Source organism: Pseudomonas sp. Irchel 3A18, from assembly GCF_900187465.1.
GTDB classification, from domain to species: Bacteria; Pseudomonadota; Gammaproteobacteria; order Pseudomonadales; family Pseudomonadaceae; genus Aquipseudomonas; species Aquipseudomonas cichorii.
This window is the reverse complement of record NZ_FYDI01000002.1, coordinates 98591-116219: the sequence shown is the minus strand read 5'-3', so window position 1 is coordinate 116219 and position 17629 is coordinate 98591. Positions and strand designations below refer to the sequence as shown.

Annotated in this window: 13 protein-coding genes; all 13 read left to right on the top strand. The window is 58.3% G+C overall.

Going from position 1 to position 17629, the window contains the following annotated elements; all coding sequences use genetic code 11:
• Positions 1-48 precede the first annotated feature (48 nt).
• The 13 genes from bamA to eno all read left to right on the top strand — a co-directional run bounded on the left by bamA (position 49) and on the right by eno (position 17467).
• Complete coding sequence (gene bamA, locus CKW23_RS03565) at positions 49-2421, top strand: outer membrane protein assembly factor BamA (RefSeq protein WP_025258952.1); 2373 nt, start codon at positions 49-51, stop codon at positions 2419-2421.
• 44 nt (positions 2422-2465) lie between these two features.
• Entirely contained in the window at positions 2466-2969 is a 504-nt protein-coding gene (locus CKW23_RS03560; RefSeq protein WP_025258953.1) for an OmpH family outer membrane protein, read from the top strand.
• Positions 2970-2972: 3 nt separating this feature from the next.
• Positions 2973-4028 (top strand): UDP-3-O-(3-hydroxymyristoyl)glucosamine N-acyltransferase, encoded by a 1056-nt coding sequence (gene lpxD / locus CKW23_RS03555; protein WP_095067036.1) that lies wholly within the window; start codon positions 2973-2975, stop codon positions 4026-4028.
• 110 nt (positions 4029-4138) lie between these two features.
• Positions 4139-4579 carry a 3-hydroxyacyl-ACP dehydratase FabZ gene (fabZ, locus tag CKW23_RS03550; protein WP_025258955.1) on the top strand — a complete coding sequence of 147 codons (441 nt, stop codon included), beginning with the start codon at positions 4139-4141 and terminating at the stop codon, positions 4577-4579.
• Positions 4576-5352 carry an acyl-ACP--UDP-N-acetylglucosamine O-acyltransferase gene (lpxA, locus tag CKW23_RS03545; RefSeq protein ID WP_025258956.1) on the top strand — a complete coding sequence of 259 codons (777 nt, stop codon included), beginning with the start codon at positions 4576-4578 and terminating at the stop codon, positions 5350-5352. The genes fabZ and lpxA overlap by 4 nt, the downstream gene beginning before the upstream one ends.
• A gap of 2 nt (positions 5353-5354) precedes the next feature.
• Positions 5355-6494, top strand: a complete 1140-nt coding sequence (gene lpxB, locus CKW23_RS03540) for a lipid-A-disaccharide synthase (protein WP_095067035.1) — start codon at positions 5355-5357, stop codon at positions 6492-6494.
• A gap of 11 nt (positions 6495-6505) precedes the next feature.
• Positions 6506-7156, top strand: coding sequence for a ribonuclease HII (gene rnhB / locus CKW23_RS03535; protein WP_025258958.1), 651 nt, complete (start codon positions 6506-6508; stop codon positions 7154-7156).
• Between the two features lie 66 nt (positions 7157-7222).
• Positions 7223-10744: a DNA polymerase III subunit alpha gene (gene dnaE, locus CKW23_RS03530; protein ID WP_025258959.1), complete on the top strand. Its 3522-nt coding sequence runs from the start codon at positions 7223-7225 to the stop codon at positions 10742-10744.
• Positions 10745-10859: 115 nt separating this feature from the next.
• Positions 10860-11807 (top strand): acetyl-CoA carboxylase carboxyltransferase subunit alpha, encoded by a 948-nt coding sequence (locus CKW23_RS03525; RefSeq protein WP_025258960.1) that lies wholly within the window; start codon positions 10860-10862, stop codon positions 11805-11807.
• 140 nt (positions 11808-11947) lie between these two features.
• Positions 11948-13279 carry a tRNA lysidine(34) synthetase TilS gene (gene tilS, locus CKW23_RS03520; protein ID WP_038399761.1) on the top strand — a complete coding sequence of 444 codons (1332 nt, stop codon included), beginning with the start codon at positions 11948-11950 and terminating at the stop codon, positions 13277-13279.
• A 263-nt stretch (positions 13280-13542) separates the two neighbouring features.
• Positions 13543-15174 (top strand): CTP synthase, encoded by a 1632-nt coding sequence (locus CKW23_RS03515; protein ID WP_025258961.1) that lies wholly within the window; start codon positions 13543-13545, stop codon positions 15172-15174.
• Between the two features lie 15 nt (positions 15175-15189).
• Positions 15190-16035, top strand: coding sequence for a 3-deoxy-8-phosphooctulonate synthase (gene kdsA / locus CKW23_RS03510; protein ID WP_025258962.1), 846 nt, complete (start codon positions 15190-15192; stop codon positions 16033-16035).
• 142 nt (positions 16036-16177) lie between these two features.
• Positions 16178-17467, top strand: a complete 1290-nt coding sequence (gene eno, locus CKW23_RS03505) for a phosphopyruvate hydratase (RefSeq protein ID WP_025258963.1) — start codon at positions 16178-16180, stop codon at positions 17465-17467.
• The last annotated feature ends 162 nt before the right edge of the window (positions 17468-17629 follow it).

Below are 17629 nucleotides of genomic sequence, written 5' to 3'. Positions count from 1 at the left end.
CATTTTGCGGCAGTTTGTTTATTGCCAGTTGGAATAAGAAAGGACTTCATGAAACGTCTGCTGCTAACTGCGGTTCTTGCCGTACTGATGATCGCCGAAGTTCACGCCGAGTCCTTCACCATCTCCGATATCCGTGTCAACGGCCTGCAGCGGGTGTCCGCCGGTAGCGTCTTTGGTGCCTTGCCGCTCAACGTGGGTGAGCAGGCGGATGATGGTCGTCTGGTTGACGCTACTCGTGCGTTGTTCAAAACCGGTTTCTTTCAAGATATCCAGCTGGGACGTGATGGCAATGTTCTTGTCATTACTGTCGTCGAGCGCCCTTCCGTTGCGAGCATCGAAATCGAAGGCAACAAGGCGATTTCCACCGAAGACCTGATGAAAGGGCTGAAACAGTCCGGTCTGGCCGAAGGTGAGATCTTCCAGCGTGCGACCCTCGAAGGCGTGCGTAACGAGCTGCAACGTCAATACGTTGCCCAGGGCCGTTACTCTGCCGAAGTTGCTGCCGAGGTCGTTCCTCAGCCGCGCAACCGTGTCGGCCTGAAGATCAACATCAATGAAGGCACCGTTGCTGCCATTCAGCACATCAACGTGGTGGGCAACTCGGTTTTCCCCGATGAAGACCTGATCGACCTGTTTGAACTCAAGACCACCAACTGGCTTTCCTTCTTCAAGAACGACGACAAGTACGCCCGTGAAAAACTTTCCGGCGACCTCGAGCGTCTGCGTTCCTACTACCTGGACCGCGGCTATATCAACATGGATATCGCCTCGACCCAGGTTTCGATCACGCCTGACAAGAAGAACGTGTACATCACGGTCAACGTCAACGAAGGCGAAAAATACAGCGTCAAGTCGGTCAAGCTCAGCGGCGACCTGAAAGTACCTGAAGATCAGGTCAAGTCCCTGTTGCTGGTTCAGCCGGGTCAGGTGTTCTCACGCAAGGTCATGACCACTACTTCCGAGCTGATCACCCGTCGTCTGGGTAACGAAGGCTACACCTTCGCCAACGTCAACGGCGTACCGACTCCGAACAACGAAGACCATACCGTCGACATCACTTTCGTGGTCGATCCGGGCAAGCGTGCCTACGTGAACCGTATCAACTTCCGTGGTAACACCAAGTCTGCGGACGAAGTGCTGCGTCGCGAAATGCGTCAGATGGAAGGCGGCTGGGCTTCGACCTACCTGATCGACCAGTCGAAAACCCGTCTGGACCGTCTGGGCTTCTTCAAGGAAGTGAACGTCGAAACGCCTGCCGTGCCGGGCACCGATGATCAGGTGGACGTCAACTACGCAGTTGAAGAGCAGGCTTCCGGTTCGATCACCGCCAGCGTCGGTTTTGCACAGAGCGCCGGTCTGATCCTCGGTGGCTCCATCAGCCAGAACAACTTTCTGGGTACAGGTAACCGTGTCAGCATCGGCCTGACCCGTAGCGAATACCAGAGCCGTTACAACTTCAGCTATGTCGATCCGTACTGGACTGCCGATGGTGTGAGCCTGGGCTACAGCGCCTTCTATCGTACGACCAACTACGACGAACTCGACGTCGACGTGGCGAGCTATGCGGTAGACAGCCTGGGCGCCGGTATCAACCTGGGCTACCCGATCAGCGAGACGTCGCGTCTGACCTACGGCCTGAACGTTCAGCAGGACAAGATCAAGACCGGTACCTACACCGTTGACGAGATCTTCGATTTCATCAATAGGGAAGGCGACAGCTTCCTGAACTTCAAGGGTTCCGTCGGCTGGTCCGAGTCCACCCTGAACAAAGGTGTGCTGGCAACCCGTGGTCACTCCCAGAGCCTCGTGTTCGAAACCACTCTGCCGGGCAGCGACCTGTCGTTCTACAAACTGGATTACCGCGCACAGTATTTCCACCCGATCACCGACAACTACACCCTGCGTCTGCACACCGAGCTGGGTTATGGCGACGGCTACGGTTCGACCTCGGGTCTGCCGTTCTATGAAAACTACTATGCCGGTGGCTTCAACTCGGTTCGTGGCTTCAAGGACAGCACCCTGGGCCCTCGCAGCACGCCAAGTTCCGGTCGCAACGCCGGTACGCTCGCTGACCCGGATCAGGACCCGCTGCCATTCGGTGGTAACGTACTGGTTCAGGGTGGTGTAGAGGTCATGTTCCCTCTGCCGTTCATCAAGGATCAGCGTTCCCTGCGTACTTCCGTGTTCTGGGACGTGGGTAACGTATTTGACTCAAATTGCGATTCCAACAGGACGCTCAATGGTCAAAGGGTCGAGTGCAACAACATTGACCTTTCCGGCATGGCAAGTTCTGTCGGTGTTGGTGTCACCTGGATCACCGCTCTCGGTCCTCTGAGCTTCGCACTGGCAATGCCGGTCAAGAAGCCGGACAACGAAGCCGAAACTCAGGTTTTCCAATTCTCCCTGGGCCAGACCTTCTAAGCGTCTGATTCCTGATAACGAAACGAATTCTGTAGGAGTGTATTGTGCGTAAGTTGACTCAATTGGTAATGCTGGCAACCGTTCTCGTCGCAGGTCCTGCGTTTGCGGACATGAAAATCGCTGTCCTGAACTATCAGATGGCCCTGCTGGAATCCGATGCTGCCAAGAAATATGCCGTGGATGCCGAGAAGAAATTCGGCCCCCAACTGACCAAGCTCAAGACTCTGGAAAGCAGCGCCAAGGGCATCCAGGATCGTCTGGTAAGCGGCGGCGACAAGATGGCTCAGCCTGAGCGCGAGCGCCTGGAGCTTGAATTCAAGCAAAAGGCTCGCGACTTCCAGTTCCAGTCCAAGGAGCTGAACGAAGCCAAGGCCGTTGCTGACCGCGAAATGCTCAAGCAACTGAAGCCGAAGCTGGATCAGGCAGTGGAAGAAGTCATCAAGAAAGGTGGTTTCGACCTCGTGTTCGAGCGCGGTGCAGTGATTGATGTCAAACCTCAGTATGACGTCACTCGCCAGGTCATCGAGCGCATGAATCAGCTGAAATAATCCATGAGCACAATCATCAAACTCGGCCAATTGGCCGAGTACCTTGGCGCCACGTTACGTGGCGACCAGGACAAGAACATTACGGGGCTGGCCACTTTACAAGAGGCCGGCCCTGATCAGCTCAGCTTCCTGGCAAATCCACAGTACCGCAAGTTTCTCGCGGATGCCCGGGCTGCTGCGGTGCTGTTGAAGCCGGCAGACGCTGAAGGCTACGCGGGCGATGCGCTGCTGGTGCCGGATCCGTATCTGGCCTATGCACGCATCTCCCACCTGTTCGATCCCAAGCCCAAGGCTGCTGCCGGTGTACACGCCACGGCCCTCATCGCTGAGGACGCCCAGGTAGACCCTGCTGCCAGTATCGGTGCCTATACGGTGATCGAAAGCGGTGCGCGGATCGGCGCGAACGTGACTATCGGCGCTCATTGCTTCATCGGTGCTCGCTGCGAGATCGGCGAGGGCGGCTGGCTCGCTCCTCGCGTGACGCTTTATCACGATGTTCGCATTGGCAAGCGTGTGGTCATCCAGTCGGGCGCAGTGCTGGGCGGCGAAGGCTTCGGCTTTGCCAACGAGAAGGGCGTCTGGCAGAAGATTGCCCAGATTGGCGGTGTCAGCATCGGTGATGACGTGGAAATCGGCGTCAACACGGCGATCGATCGTGGCGCGCTGGCCGACACCCGGATCGGCAACGGCGTGAAGCTCGACAACCAGATCCAGATTGCCCACAACGTCCAGATCGGTGATCACACCGCAATGGCCGCCTGTGTCGGTATTTCGGGAAGCACGAAAATCGGCAAGCACTGCATGCTGGCTGGCGGTGTAGGTCTTGTGGGGCATATCGATATCTGTGATGGCGTATTCATCACCGGTATGACCATGGTTACCCACTCGATTACCGAGCCTGGCTCCTATTCTTCCGGTACTGCGATGCAGCCAGCCGGCGAGTGGCGCAAGAGTGCAGCGCGCATTCGCAAGCTCGACGACATGGCGCGTCGGCTGCAGAAGCTGGAAAAGATCGTCGAGACAGTGACCTGTAACGGTAATGTTTCATCTGATGGCTGATACCTTTTTCATATCAAGTGTGTACAGGCGATAAACTGCCATCCTTGATGCAGAGGAGTGTTGCGTAGTAGCGACGCACTCCCAATCTTTACTACAGGCTTCCCCTCGAAATGATGGACATTAAAGAAATTCGCGAATACCTGCCTCATCGTTACCCGTTTCTGTTGGTAGATCGCGTGACAGAGCTGGATATCGAGAATAAAAGCATTCGCGCCTACAAGAATGTCAGCGTCAACGAGCCCTTTTTCAACGGCCACTTCCCTGATCATCCCATCATGCCAGGGGTCCTGATCATTGAAGCGATGGCTCAGGCTGCCGGTATTCTTGCCTTCAAACTGCTCGACTCCAAACCTGCCGACGGCACGATTTACTATTTCGTGGGTTCGGACAAGTTGCGCTTCCGCCAGCCGGTGCTTCCGGGCGACAAGCTGGTTCTGGAAGCGAAGTTTCTGAGCAGCAAGCGCCAGATCTGGAAGTTTGAATGCCAGGCCACGGTCGACGGTAAGCCTGTATGCTCCGCAGAAATCATCTGTGCGGAACGCAAGCTATGAGTTTGATTGACCCTCGCGCAATCATCGATCCGACGGCTGTACTGGCCGACAATGTTGAGGTCGGCCCGTGGTCGATCATCGGAGCCGGTGTGGAAATTGGCGAGGGTACGGTCGTTGGTCCGCATGTCATCCTCAAGGGGCCGACGCGGATCGGCAAGCATAACCGCATCTACCAGTTCTCTTCGGTAGGTGAGGACACTCCCGATCTCAAGTACAAGGGCGAAGACACTCGCCTGGTGATCGGCGATCACAACGTGATTCGCGAAGGGGTGACGATTCACCGCGGTACCATTCAGGACCGCGCTGAAACCACTCTGGGTGACCATAACCTGATCATGGCCTACGCCCATATCGGGCATGACAGCGTCATCGGCAATCACTGTATTCTGGTCAACAACACGGCGCTGGCCGGCCACGTGCATGTGGACGACTGGGCGATCCTGTCCGGATTCACCCTGGTCCATCAGTTCTGCCATATCGGTGCTCACAGCTTTTCAGGCATGGGCACGGCGATCGGCAAGGATGTACCTGCCTTTGTCACGGTGTTTGGCAACCCGGCCGAAGCTCGCAGCATGAACTTCGAGGGCATGCGCCGTCGTGGTTTCTCCGAAGAAGCCATTCATGCACTGCGCAAGGCCTACAAGACTGTCTATCGTCAGGGGCTGACCGTGGATCAGGCGATTGCCGAGCTGGCTGAGCCTGCTTCGTTGTTTCCCGAAGTCGCGATCTTCCTCCAGTCAATCCAGACGTCGACCCGCGGTATCACCCGCTGATCATGGCCGGTTCATTGCGCATCGCTCTGGTAGCTGGAGAGGCATCCGGCGATATTCTCGGTTCGGGACTGATGCGTGCCATCAAGGCACGTCATCCCGATGTAGAGTTCATGGGTGTCGGTGGCCCGTTGATGGAAGCCGAGGGCATGGTTTCCAGCTTTCCCATGGAGCGCCTGTCGGTCATGGGGCTGGTGGAAGTGCTGGGCCGTCTGCGAGAGCTGCTGGCACGACGCAAGTTGCTGGTCCAGACGCTCATCGACGAGAAGCCCGATGTGTTCATCGGTATCGATGCACCTGACTTCACCCTCAATATCGAACTTCAGCTGCGGCGTGCCGGGATCAAGACCGTGCATTACGTCAGCCCTTCGGTATGGGCCTGGCGTCAGAAGCGTGTCCTGAAGATTCGCGAAGGCTGCGATCTGATGTTGACCCTGCTGCCGTTCGAGGCCCGTTTCTACGAAGAGAAGGGCGTGCCGGTGCGTTTTGTCGGGCATCCGCTGGCCGATACTATTCCTCTTGAGTCCGATCGTCCTGCTGCACGCGCCGAGCTTGGCCTGGCTGATGGCCCGGTGATTGCGCTGATGCCCGGCAGCCGTGGCGGTGAAGTCGGTCGCCTGGGGAGCCTGTTCTTCGAGACTGCCGAACGCCTCCTGGCTCAGCGTCCGGATTTACGTTTCGTCCTGCCTTGCGCGAGCCCTCAGCGTCGGGCGCAGGTCGAGCAATTGCTGCAAGGTCGTGATTTACCGGTCACGCTGCTCGATGGCGGTTCCCATACCGCATTGGCGGCTTGCGATGCGGTCCTTATCGCTTCCGGTACCGCGACCCTGGAAGCCTTGTTGTACAAGCGGCCGATGGTGGTTGCCTACCGTCTGGCGCCGCTGACTTTCTGGATACTCAAGCGGCTGGTCAAAAGTCCTTACGTTTCCCTGCCGAACCTGCTGGCCCAGCGCCTGCTGGTGCCTGAACTGCTGCAGGATGATGCAACCCCCGAGGGGCTGGCCCGGACTTTGCTGCCGCTGCTCGATGACGGGCAGGCGCAGACGGCAGGTTTCGACGAGATTCATCGCACCCTGCGCCGTGACGCCTCCAATCAGGCTGCCGATGCGGTGCTGAGCCTGCTTTGCCATTCGCCTTCACTGTGAGTTCCCGAGCAATGCAAATAGGTTTGGATTTCAATCTGGTCGAGGATCTGGTCGCGGGCGTCGATGAAGTGGGCCGTGGTCCGCTCTGTGGCGACGTGGTGACCGCGGCGGTGATTCTGGATCCTGCGAGGCCGATACTGGGCCTCAATGACTCCAAGAAACTCACCGAAGCCCGTCGCGAGAAACTGTACGACGAGATCTGCGAGAAGGCCCTGTGCTGGTTCGTTGCCCGCGCCGAAGTCCATGAAATCGACGAATTGAACATTCTGCATGCCACCATGCTGGCCATGAAGCGTGCCGTGGAAGGCCTGAGCATCACGCCAAAACTGGCATTGATCGATGGCAATCGTTGCCCGCAACTGTCGATTCCCTGTGCGCCGGTGGTGCAGGGTGATGCCAAGGTGCCGGCTATTGCCGCCGCATCGATTCTGGCCAAGGTCACCCGGGACCGGGAAATGGCCGCTTTCGAGCTGATGTACCCCGGTTACGGCATGGGCGGGCACAAGGGCTATCCGACCGCCGTGCATCTGGAAGCCCTGTCCCGCCTTGGGCCGACGCCTATTCATCGTCGTTCCTTCGGGCCGGTACGGGCGGCCTGGGAAGCGCGTGAGTCCATCTCGATTGCTTCGTCCTTCAGCTCGAATGGGTTGTTGCAGGACTGACGTATCGGCCAAGGCTCGCTACAATCCTGACCTTCGTTTTTTGTGTTTTCGCGCTATAGGATCACCATGCCGGCTTCTTTCGTTCATCTACGCCTGCACACCGAATACTCACTGGTCGATGGTCTGGTCCGGGTCAAACCACTGATCAAGGCCCTGGCCGGTATGAACATGCCTGCCGTGGCGGTGACCGATCAGAACAACATGTGTTCGCTGGTCAAGTTCTACAAGGCGGCCCAGGGCGCAGGCATCAAGCCGATCTGCGGTGCCGACCTGTGGCTGGCAGGCAAGGACGAAGACGCCCAGCTCAGCCGTATCAGCCTGCTGGTGATGAATCCCCAGGGCTATCGCAATCTGACCGAACTGATTTCCCGAGGCTTTATCGAAGGCCAGCGCAACGGCTTGATCATCGTCGAGCGTGAGTGGATCGCCGAAGCCAATGAAGGGCTGATTGCCCTGTCTGCGGCCAAGGAGGGCGAAATCGGCATGGCCCTGCTCGGCGGCAATCCGGGTGAGGCCGATGAGCTGTTGCGCGAGTGGATGGCGATTTTCCCTGATCGTTTCTACATCGAATTGCAGCGCACCAACCGGACCAACGACGAAGAGCATCTGCATGCTGCCGTTGCCCTGGCCGATCGTCATGGCGCACCGCTGGTTGCGACCAACGATGTGCGTTTCATCAAACAGACTGATTTCGAAGCACATGAAACCCGTGTATGCATCGGTGAGGGCAGGGCGCTGGATGACCCGCGCCGCTCCCACAACTACAGCGATCAGCAGTACCTGAAAAGCCCCGAGGAAATGGCCGAGCTGTTCAGCGATCTGCCCGAGGCGCTGGAAAATACCGTCGAAATCGCCAAGCGCTGCAATATCGACGTCAAGCTGGGCACGCACTTCCTGCCTAACTTCCCGATCCCCGATGGCATGACCATCGATGAATATTTCCGCAAGGTGTCGTTCGAGGGGCTGGAGGAGCGTCTGTCGGTTCTGCTGCCCAAGGACACGACCGAAGATTATGAGGCCAAGCGCCAGGTCTATGTCGACCGGCTGAATTTCGAGCTGGATATCATTATCCAGATGGGGTTCCCCGGTTACTTCCTGATCGTTATGGACTTTATCCAGTGGGCCAAGAACAACGGCGTGCCGGTAGGGCCGGGTCGTGGGTCGGGCGCCGGGTCGCTGGTGGCCTATGTGCAGAAGATCACGGACCTGGACCCGCTGGAATACGACTTGCTGTTCGAGCGCTTCCTCAACCCGGAACGGGTATCGATGCCCGACTTCGACGTCGACTTCTGCATGGATGGTCGCGACCGGGTGATCGATTATGTGGCCGAGAAATACGGCCGCAATGCGGTAAGCCAGATCATCACGTTCGGTTCCATGGCCGCCAAGGCTGTGGTGCGTGACGTGGCGCGGGTGCAGGGCAAGTCCTACGGGCTGGCTGATCGTCTGTCGAAAATGATTCCGTTTGAAGTGGGCATGACCCTGGAAAAAGCCTACGAGCAGGAAGAGATCCTGCGCGACTTCCTCAAGGTCGACGAGGAAGCGGCTGAAATCTGGGAAATGGCCCTCAAGCTTGAAGGGGTTGTGCGTAACGTCGGCAAGCACGCCGGGGGCGTGGTTATTGCACCGACCAAGCTGACGGACTTCTCGCCGATCTATTGCGATGAGGCGGGCGACGGTCTGGTGACCCAGTTCGACAAGGACGATGTCGAGGCGGCGGGGCTGGTGAAGTTCGACTTCCTTGGGCTGCGGACGCTAACCATCATTGACTGGGCGCTCAAGACCATCAACCGCGACCGCGCCAAGGTCAACGAAGAGCCTCTGGACATCGCTTTCATCCCGCTCGACGACATGCCGACCTACCAGTTGTTGCAGCGGGCAGAAACCACCGCGGTATTCCAGCTTGAATCCCGCGGCATGAAAGAGCTGATCAAGAAGCTCAAGCCCGACTGCCTGGAAGACCTCATCGCACTGGTGGCCCTGTTCCGTCCGGGGCCTTTGCAGTCCGGGATGGTGGACGACTTCATCAACCGTAAACACGGTCGTGCAGAGCTGTCCTATCCCCACGTCGATTACCAGTACGAAGGCCTCAAGCCGGTACTGGCACCGACCTACGGCATCATTCTGTATCAGGAACAGGTGATGCAGATCGCTCAGGTCATGGCGGGTTATACCCTCGGCGGCGCCGACATGCTGCGCCGTGCGATGGGTAAGAAAAAACCCGAGGAAATGGCCAAGCAGCGCGGCGGTTTCATCGAAGGCTGCAAGACCAACAATATCGACCCGGACCTGGCGGGTAACATTTTCGACCTGGTGGAGAAATTCGCCGGTTACGGCTTCAACAAGTCCCACTCCGCCGCCTACGGTCTGGTGTCCTACCAGACCGCATGGCTCAAGACCCATTACCCGGCGCCGTTCATGGCGGCCGTGTTGTCTGCGGATATGCACAACACCGACAAGGTCGTGACCTTGATCGAAGAAGTGCGGACCATGAAGCTGCGCCTCGATGCGCCGGACGTGAACATTTCCGAGTTCAAGTTCACGGTGAGCGACGATGGCCGGATTCTTTACGGGTTGGGCGCGATCAAAGGTGTGGGTGAGGGGCCGGTGGAGGCCATTACCGAAGCCCGTGCGGCCGGTCCGTTTAAGGACCTGTTCGATTTCTGTGCCCGCGTCGATCTCAAACGGGTCAACAAGCGGACGCTGGACGGCCTGATTCGCAGTGGCGCCCTTGATCGTCTCGGTCCTTACTTCGAGCAAGAGCCAAAAGCCTATCAGGCCAATATCGACCGCAACCGTTCAGTGCTGCTGGCGGCGCTCGAAGAGGCGATCCAGGCTGCCGAGCAGACTGCCCGTAGCCGTGACAGCGGGCACTCGGACCTGTTTGGTGGCCTGTTCGTCGAAGAGGATGCCGACGTCTATGCCAACCATCGCAAGACCCGCGAGCTGAGCCTCAAGGATCGGTTGCGTGGCGAGAAGGAAACCCTGGGGCTCTACCTGACCGGGCACCCGATCGATGAGTACGAAGGTGAGATCCGACGTTTCGCCCGCCAACGGATCATCGACCTCAAGCCCGCACGCGATACCCAGACCATCGCGGGGCTGATCATTGCCCTGCGGGTCATGAAGAACAAGAAGGGCGACAAGATGGGGTTCATTACCCTGGACGACCGCTCGGCACGAATTGAAGCTTCACTGTTCGCCGAAGCGTTCCATTCGGCGCAATCGCTTTTGCAGACCGATGCTATGGTGGTAGTCGAAGGCGAAATCAGCAACGACGATTTTTCCGGTGGCCTGCGCCTGCGCGCCAAGCGTGTCATGAGTATCGAGGATGCACGTACCAACCTGGCAGAAAGCCTGCGCCTGACCGTGCATTGCGATGCGCTCAAGGGCGACCGGCTACGCTGGCTGGGCGATCTGTGCAAGCGTCACCGGGGTGCGTGCCCTATCACGCTGGATTACACGGGACCTGATGCCAAGGCATTATTGCAGTTTGGCGAGGAGTGGCGAATTGATCCGGCAGACAGCTTGATTCAAGCTCTGCGTGACCAGTTCGGACGTGAGAACGTCTTTCTCCAGTATCGCTGAACGACTAGGCTCAGCCTGAACTTTTAATCTCGACCGGAACGCGCTCTTTCCATGGGACAGGGCGCTGACGGATCAACCGGCCGGCCTCTTGGCCGTCGACCCAAGACGGATGCCTATGAACCCGAATTTTCTTGATTTCGAACAGCCTATCGCTGACTTGCAAGCCAAGATCGAAGAACTGCGTTTGGTCGGTAATGACAACTCGCTGAACATCAGCGATGAAATTGCCCGGCTGCAAGACAAGAGCAATACGCTCACCGAAAGCATCTTCGGCAATCTGACCAGCTGGCAGATCGCGCGCATGGCGCGTCACCCACGTCGTCCTTACACCCTGGACTACATCGAACACATCTTCACCGAGTTCGATGAGCTGCACGGCGACCGTCATTTCTCTGATGACGCGGCCATTGTTGGCGGTATTGCTCGTCTGGAAGACCAGCCTGTCATGGTGATCGGTCACCAGAAAGGCCGTGAAGTCCGTGAAAAGGTGCGTCGCAACTTCGGTATGCCGCGTCCTGAAGGCTATCGCAAGGCCTGCCGTCTGATGGAAATGGCCGAGCGTTTCAAGATGCCGATCCTGACCTTCATCGATACGCCGGGCGCCTATCCGGGCATCGACGCCGAAGAGCGCAACCAGAGCGAAGCCATTGCCTGGAACCTGCGGGTCATGGCGCGTCTGAAGACGCCGATCATCGCTACCGTTATCGGTGAAGGCGGTTCCGGTGGTGCGCTGGCCATTGGCGTGTGCGACCAGTTGAACATGCTGCAGTATTCGACCTATGCGGTCATTTCCCCGGAAGGCTGTGCGTCGATTCTGTGGAAAACTGCCGAGAAGGCTCCGGATGCTGCCGAGGCCATGGGTATCACTGCCGAGCGCCTGAAGGGCCTGGGTATCGTTGATAAAGTGATCAGCGAGCCTCTGGGCGGCGCGCACCGTGACCCGGCTGCGGCGTCTGCCACCATTCGTGCAGAGCTGAGCAGCCAGTTGGCGATGCTCAAGAAGTTGGATAATGATGCCCTGCTGGCACGTCGCTATGAGCGCCTGATGAGCTACGGCCTCTGATATAGCGTTGCTTTATTCGCGGATGAATCCGCTCCTGCCAATTCCTGTAGGAGCGAATTCATTCGCGAAAAGCATTGTATCCGGCGATATGAATGGCGCTTTCGCGGATGAATCCGCTCCTATAGGGCTGCGACCTTTCTGTGTACAAGCATGACGGTCACTATCTTCCCGTCAGACTACTTCAAGTCCTGGCTCCCTGGCGTCACGCGCCTGTCTGGCATGTCGGTTTCTCCGGTGGCCTGGATTCCACTGTATTGCTGCACCTCCTGGCTGAGCTTGCTACGCGCGAGCGCTTGCCGCCTCTGAATGCCATCCATGTTCACCACGGCCTGCAGGCCGCTGCCGATGCCTGGCCGGAACATTGTCGACAGGTCTGCCTGAAACTGGGCGTTTCCTTTCAGAGCGTGGCGGTGCAGGTGAAGCCTGGCGCAAGCATCGAGCAGGCGGCCCGTGAGGCGCGTTATGCGGCTTTCACTGAATTACTGGGTGAGGGCGATCTGCTGCTGACGGCGCAGCATCGTGACGATCAGGCCGAGACATTGATGTTTCGTCTGTTGCGAGGTGCCGGTGTTCGGGGGCTTACCTGCATGCCGCAGCTGCGGGCCATAGGCAAGGCGCAGATGTTACGGCCGCTGTTATCGGTTTCCCGTGGGGAGCTTGAAGACTATGCCCGGCAGCATGGCTTGAGCTGGGTCGAAGATCCCAGCAATCAGGATCAACAACTCTCCCGCAATTTTCTGCGCAGCCAGGTCATGCCTTTGCTGGCATCGCGCTGGCCGCAGGTGTCCGCCAGCATGGCGCGTACTGCCGAGCACATGGGCGAGGCCGAGCAGTTGCTGGGTGAACTGGCGGAGCAGGATCTTGCCAATGCCCGACCCGAAACGGCCTTTGTCTGGTTAGGTAGGCCGGTGCTGGCCCTGGAGCCGCTGGTCAGTCTGTCCGCCGCCCGGCAACGCAATGCGCTGCGCCACTGGCTGGCACCGCTGACCCGTCTGCCGGATACCGATCACTGGGCTGGCTGGGAAACCTTGCGCAATGCAGCCGACGACGCACGTCCCCTGTGGCGGCTGGCCGACGGTGAATTGCATCGGGCTGACGGGCATGTCTGGTGGTTATCGGGCAACTGGTTACAGTCTCCTGGCGAAATGTCGCTCTGGCCTGATGCATCCAGTCCATTGAATCTGCCCGGTAACGGTCATGTGTGGATCGAAGGTGACGGGCCTGCCGGTCCCTTGCAGATCCGCTACCGTCAGGGCGGCGAAGTCATGCAGTTAGAAGGTCGTGGCCATCGCGATCTCAAGCGGCTGCTCAATGAACGTAGCGTGCCGCTGTTCGTGCGCGGCAGATTGCCGCTGCTCTATCGTGACGATGAACTGTTGGCCATCGCTAACCTGCCGGGGCTGGACGGCGCATCCCATGGAAACTGGCGCTTGCACTGGATTGCACCGACGAGCGACCAAAGTTTGAGCTGAAAGGCCCTTTCAGGTAGACTACGCTCCCTTCTTGATACAGCTTCTGTTGGCTCTTTTGAACCAACGCAAGTTGCCGGTTACCAACCAGTGTTTACTGGGCGATTCTTAAAATGTGGCGCCAATGGACAAGCTTCTGGCATGTCGGTTCAAACGCAGCAGTTTCGGGAGTGCACCGTGAATTTTGTCGGTAATCGGGGGCTTCGGCCTTCCTTCGCTTTCCCCGGCGGCTCTGACCGCTTTAACGCAGACTTCTAGGGTTTTTCATGACGCGCTACATCTTCGTCACGGGCGGTGTTGTTTCTTCATTGGGGAAAGGCATTGCCTCGGCTTCATTGGCGGCCATCCTGGAGGCGAGGGGACTTAAGGTCACCATGCTCAAGCTGGACCCCTACATCAACGTGGATCCGGGGACCATGAGTCCTTTCCAGCACGGTGAAGTGTTCGTCACCCACGACGGCGCAGAAACCGACCTGGACCTTGGCCACTATGAGCGGTTCATCCGCACGACCATGACCCAGAACAACAACTTCACCACTGGCCGTGTGTACGAACACGTCCTGCGCAAAGAGCGCCGTGGTGATTATCTGGGCGCGACCATCCAGGTCATCCCGCACATCACCGACGAAATCAAGCGCCGTATCATCAAGGGCGCCGGTGATGCCGACGTCGCGCTGGTCGAGATCGGCGGCACCGTGGGTGACATCGAGTCGCAACCGTTTCTGGAAGCCATCCGCCAGTTGCGCGTCGAAATCGGTGCCAAGCGCGCCATGCTGATGCACCTGACGCTGGTTCCGTATATCGCCACCGCTGGCGAAACCAAGACCAAGCCTACCCAGCACTCGGTCAAGGAACTGCGCTCCATCGGCCTGCAGCCTGACGTGCTGATCTGCCGCTCCGACCACCACGTCGATGTGTCCTCGCGCCGCAAGATCGCGCTGTTCACCAACGTTGAAGAGCGTGCGGTCATTTCCCTGGAAGACGCCGACACCATCTACAAGATCCCGGGCATGCTGCACGCCCAGGGCCTGGACGATTTCGTCGTCGAGCGTTTCGGCCTGCAATGCAACGGTGCCGACCTGTCCGAATGGGACAAAGTGGTCGATGCCAAGCTCAACCCGGAGCACGAAGTCACCATCGCGATGGTCGGCAAGTACATGGAACTGCTCGACGCCTACAAGTCGTTGATCGAAGCCATGAGCCACGCCGGTATCACCAACCGCACCAAGGTCAACCTGCGCTACATCGACTCCGAAGACATCGAGAACCAGGGCACCAGCCTGCTCGAAGGTGTGGATGCGATCCTGGTTCCTGGCGGTTTCGGCCTGCGTGGTGTCGAAGGCAAGATCACTGCCGTGCAGTTCGCTCGCGAGAACAAGGTGCCTTACCTGGGTATCTGCCTGGGCATGCAAGTGGCCGTTATCGAGTTCGCCCGTAACGTGCTGGGCTGGAAGGATGCCAACTCCACCGAGTTCGACCGTACCAGCGCTCACGCTGTCGTCGGCCTGATCACCGAGTGGGAAGACGCTACCGGTGCTGTGGAAACCCGTACCGAAGCTTCCGATCTGGGCGGCACCATGCGTCTGGGCGCGCAGGAATGCCAGCTCGAAGCCGGCTCCCTGGTTCACGATTGCTATGCCAGCGACGTTATTGTCGAGCGCCATCGCCATCGTTATGAAGTGAACAACAACCTGCTGCCGCAACTGATCGAAGCCGGCCTGAAGATTTCCGGTCGTTCCGGTGACGGCGCGCTGGTCGAAGTGGTTGAAGCTCCGGATCATCCATGGTTCGTCGCGTGCCAGTTCCACCCCGAGTTCACTTCGACGCCTCGCGACGGCCATCCGCTGTTCAGTGGTTTCGTCAAGGCTGCACTGGCTCAACATCAGAAGAACGCCTGACAGGGATATCAGAACATGGCTCAGAAAATCATCCGTGTAGGCTCCATCGAGATTGCCAACGACAAGCCAATGGTCCTGTTTGGCGGCATGAACGTGCTGGAGTCCCGGGACATGGCCATGCAGGTCTGTGAAGAATATGTGCGGGTTACCGAAAAACTCGGTATCCCTTACGTGTTCAAGGCCAGCTTCGACAAGGCCAACCGTTCTTCGGTCACGTCCTACCGTGGGCCGGGCCTGGAAGCGGGCATGCGCATCTTTGAAGAGATCAAGAAGACCTTCAATGTTCCGCTGATCACCGACGTGCATGAGCCTGAGCAGGCGGCCGTGGTTGCCGAAGTCTGCGACATCATCCAGTTGCCGGCCTTCCTGTCGCGCCAGACCGATCTGGTTGTGGCGATGGCCAGGACCGGCGCCGTGATCAATATCAAGAAAGCCCAGTTCCTCGCGCCTCAGGAAATGAAACACATCCTGACCAAGTGCGAAGAGGCCGGTAACGATCAATTGATCCTGTGCGAGCGTGGTTCCAGCTTCGGTTACAACAACCTGGTCGTGGACATGCTCGGCTTCGGCATCATGAAGCAGTTCGACTATCCGGTGTTCTTCGACGTGACCCATTCCCTGCAAATGCCGGGTGGTCGCGCCGATTCGGCCGGTGGCCGTCGCGCCCAGGTTCTGGAGCTGGCCAAGGCCGGCATCAGCCAGAATCTGGCCGGCCTGTTCCTTGAAGCGCATCCAGATCCTGACAATGCCAAATGCGACGGCCCTTGTGCTTTGCGTCTGGACAAGCTGGAGCCGTTCCTGGCTCAGCTCAAGGCTCTGGATGAACTGGTCAAAAGTTTTCCTGCAGTCGAGACCGCTTGAGTCCGGTTCTCCGGTAAAGTGCCGTTCCCCCGTCCTTGTGTCGGGGGTTGTCTCATTCAGGCCTGCCTCGTTTCTTGCCTGACAGCGGTAATCGTTTTTTCCCAGCTGCGTCGTTTTCGTCAATCTTGGAGTGTTTACAACAATGGCAAAAATCGTCGACATCAAAGGTCGTGAAGTTCTCGACTCCCGTGGCAATCCCACCGTGGAAGCAGATGTGCTCCTCGATAACGGCATCATCGGTACCGCATGCGCGCCGTCGGGTGCTTCAACCGGCTCGCGTGAAGCGCTCGAGCTGCGTGATGGCGACAAGAGCCGTTACCTGGGCAAAGGTGTTCTCAAGGCTGTAGCCAACATCAATGGTCCGATCCGCGACCTGCTGCTGGGCAAGGACCCGGTTGACCAGAAGGCGCTGGATCACGCGATGATCAAGCTGGACGGTACCGAGAACAAGGCAAGCCTGGGCGCCAACGCCATCCTCGCTGTCTCCCTGGCTGCCGCCAAGGCCGCTGCGCAGGATCAGGATCTGCCGCTCTACGCTCACATCGCCAACCTCAACGGTACACCGGGCGTCTACTCGATGCCGGTTCCGATGATGAACATCATCAACGGTGGCGAGCACGCCGATAACAACATCGACATCCAGGAGTTCATGGTTCAACCGGTTGGCGCCAAGACCTTCTCCGATGCGCTGCGCATGGGCACCGAGATTTTTCACCACCTCAAGGCTGTTCTGAAGGCTCGTGGCCTGAACACCGCAGTGGGTGACGAAGGTGGTTTCGCACCTAACCTGGCTTCCAACGAAGACGCCCTGGGCGCTATCTCCGAAGCGGTGGCCAATGCCGGTTACAAACTGGGCACCGACGTGACCCTGGCGCTGGACTGTGCAGCGAGCGAGTTCTACGAAGACGGCAAATACAACCTGTCGGGCGAAGGTCACTCCTTCGACGCAGCCGGTTTTGCCGACTACCTGGCTGGCCTGGCCAACCGTTACCCGATCATCTCCATCGAAGACGGTCTGGACGAGTCCGACTGGGCTGGCTGGAAAGTCCTGACCGACAAGATCGGTGACAAGGTTCAACTGGTCGGTGACGATCTGTTCGTGACCAACACCAAGATCCTGAAAGAAGGCATCGACAAGAAGATCGCCAACTCGATCCTGATCAAGTTCAACCAGATCGGCACCCTGACCGAAACCCTGGAAGCCATCCAGATGGCCAAGGCTGCCGGCTACACGGCCGTGATCTCGCACCGTTCCGGTGAAACCGAAGATTCGACCATTGCCGATCTGGCAGTCGGTACTTCGGCGGGTCAGATCAAGACCGGTTCGCTGTGCCGCTCCGACCGCGTTTCCAAGTACAACCAATTGCTGCGTATCGAAGAGCAACTGGGTAGCAAAGCCGTGTACCGTGGTCGCGCAGAGTTTCGCGGCTGAGTCGTAGATGGTAAAAGACAGGTGCTGCAGAAAAAGCCGGTCATGCCGACATATTTGCAGCCCTGATGCGGACGCTCCGCTGTAATCAGGAGTGATTGAGCCTGGCTTATGTCAGGCTCAATGCCCTCAGTCGATTGTTCATATTGCTGGCTCTGCAGTCTT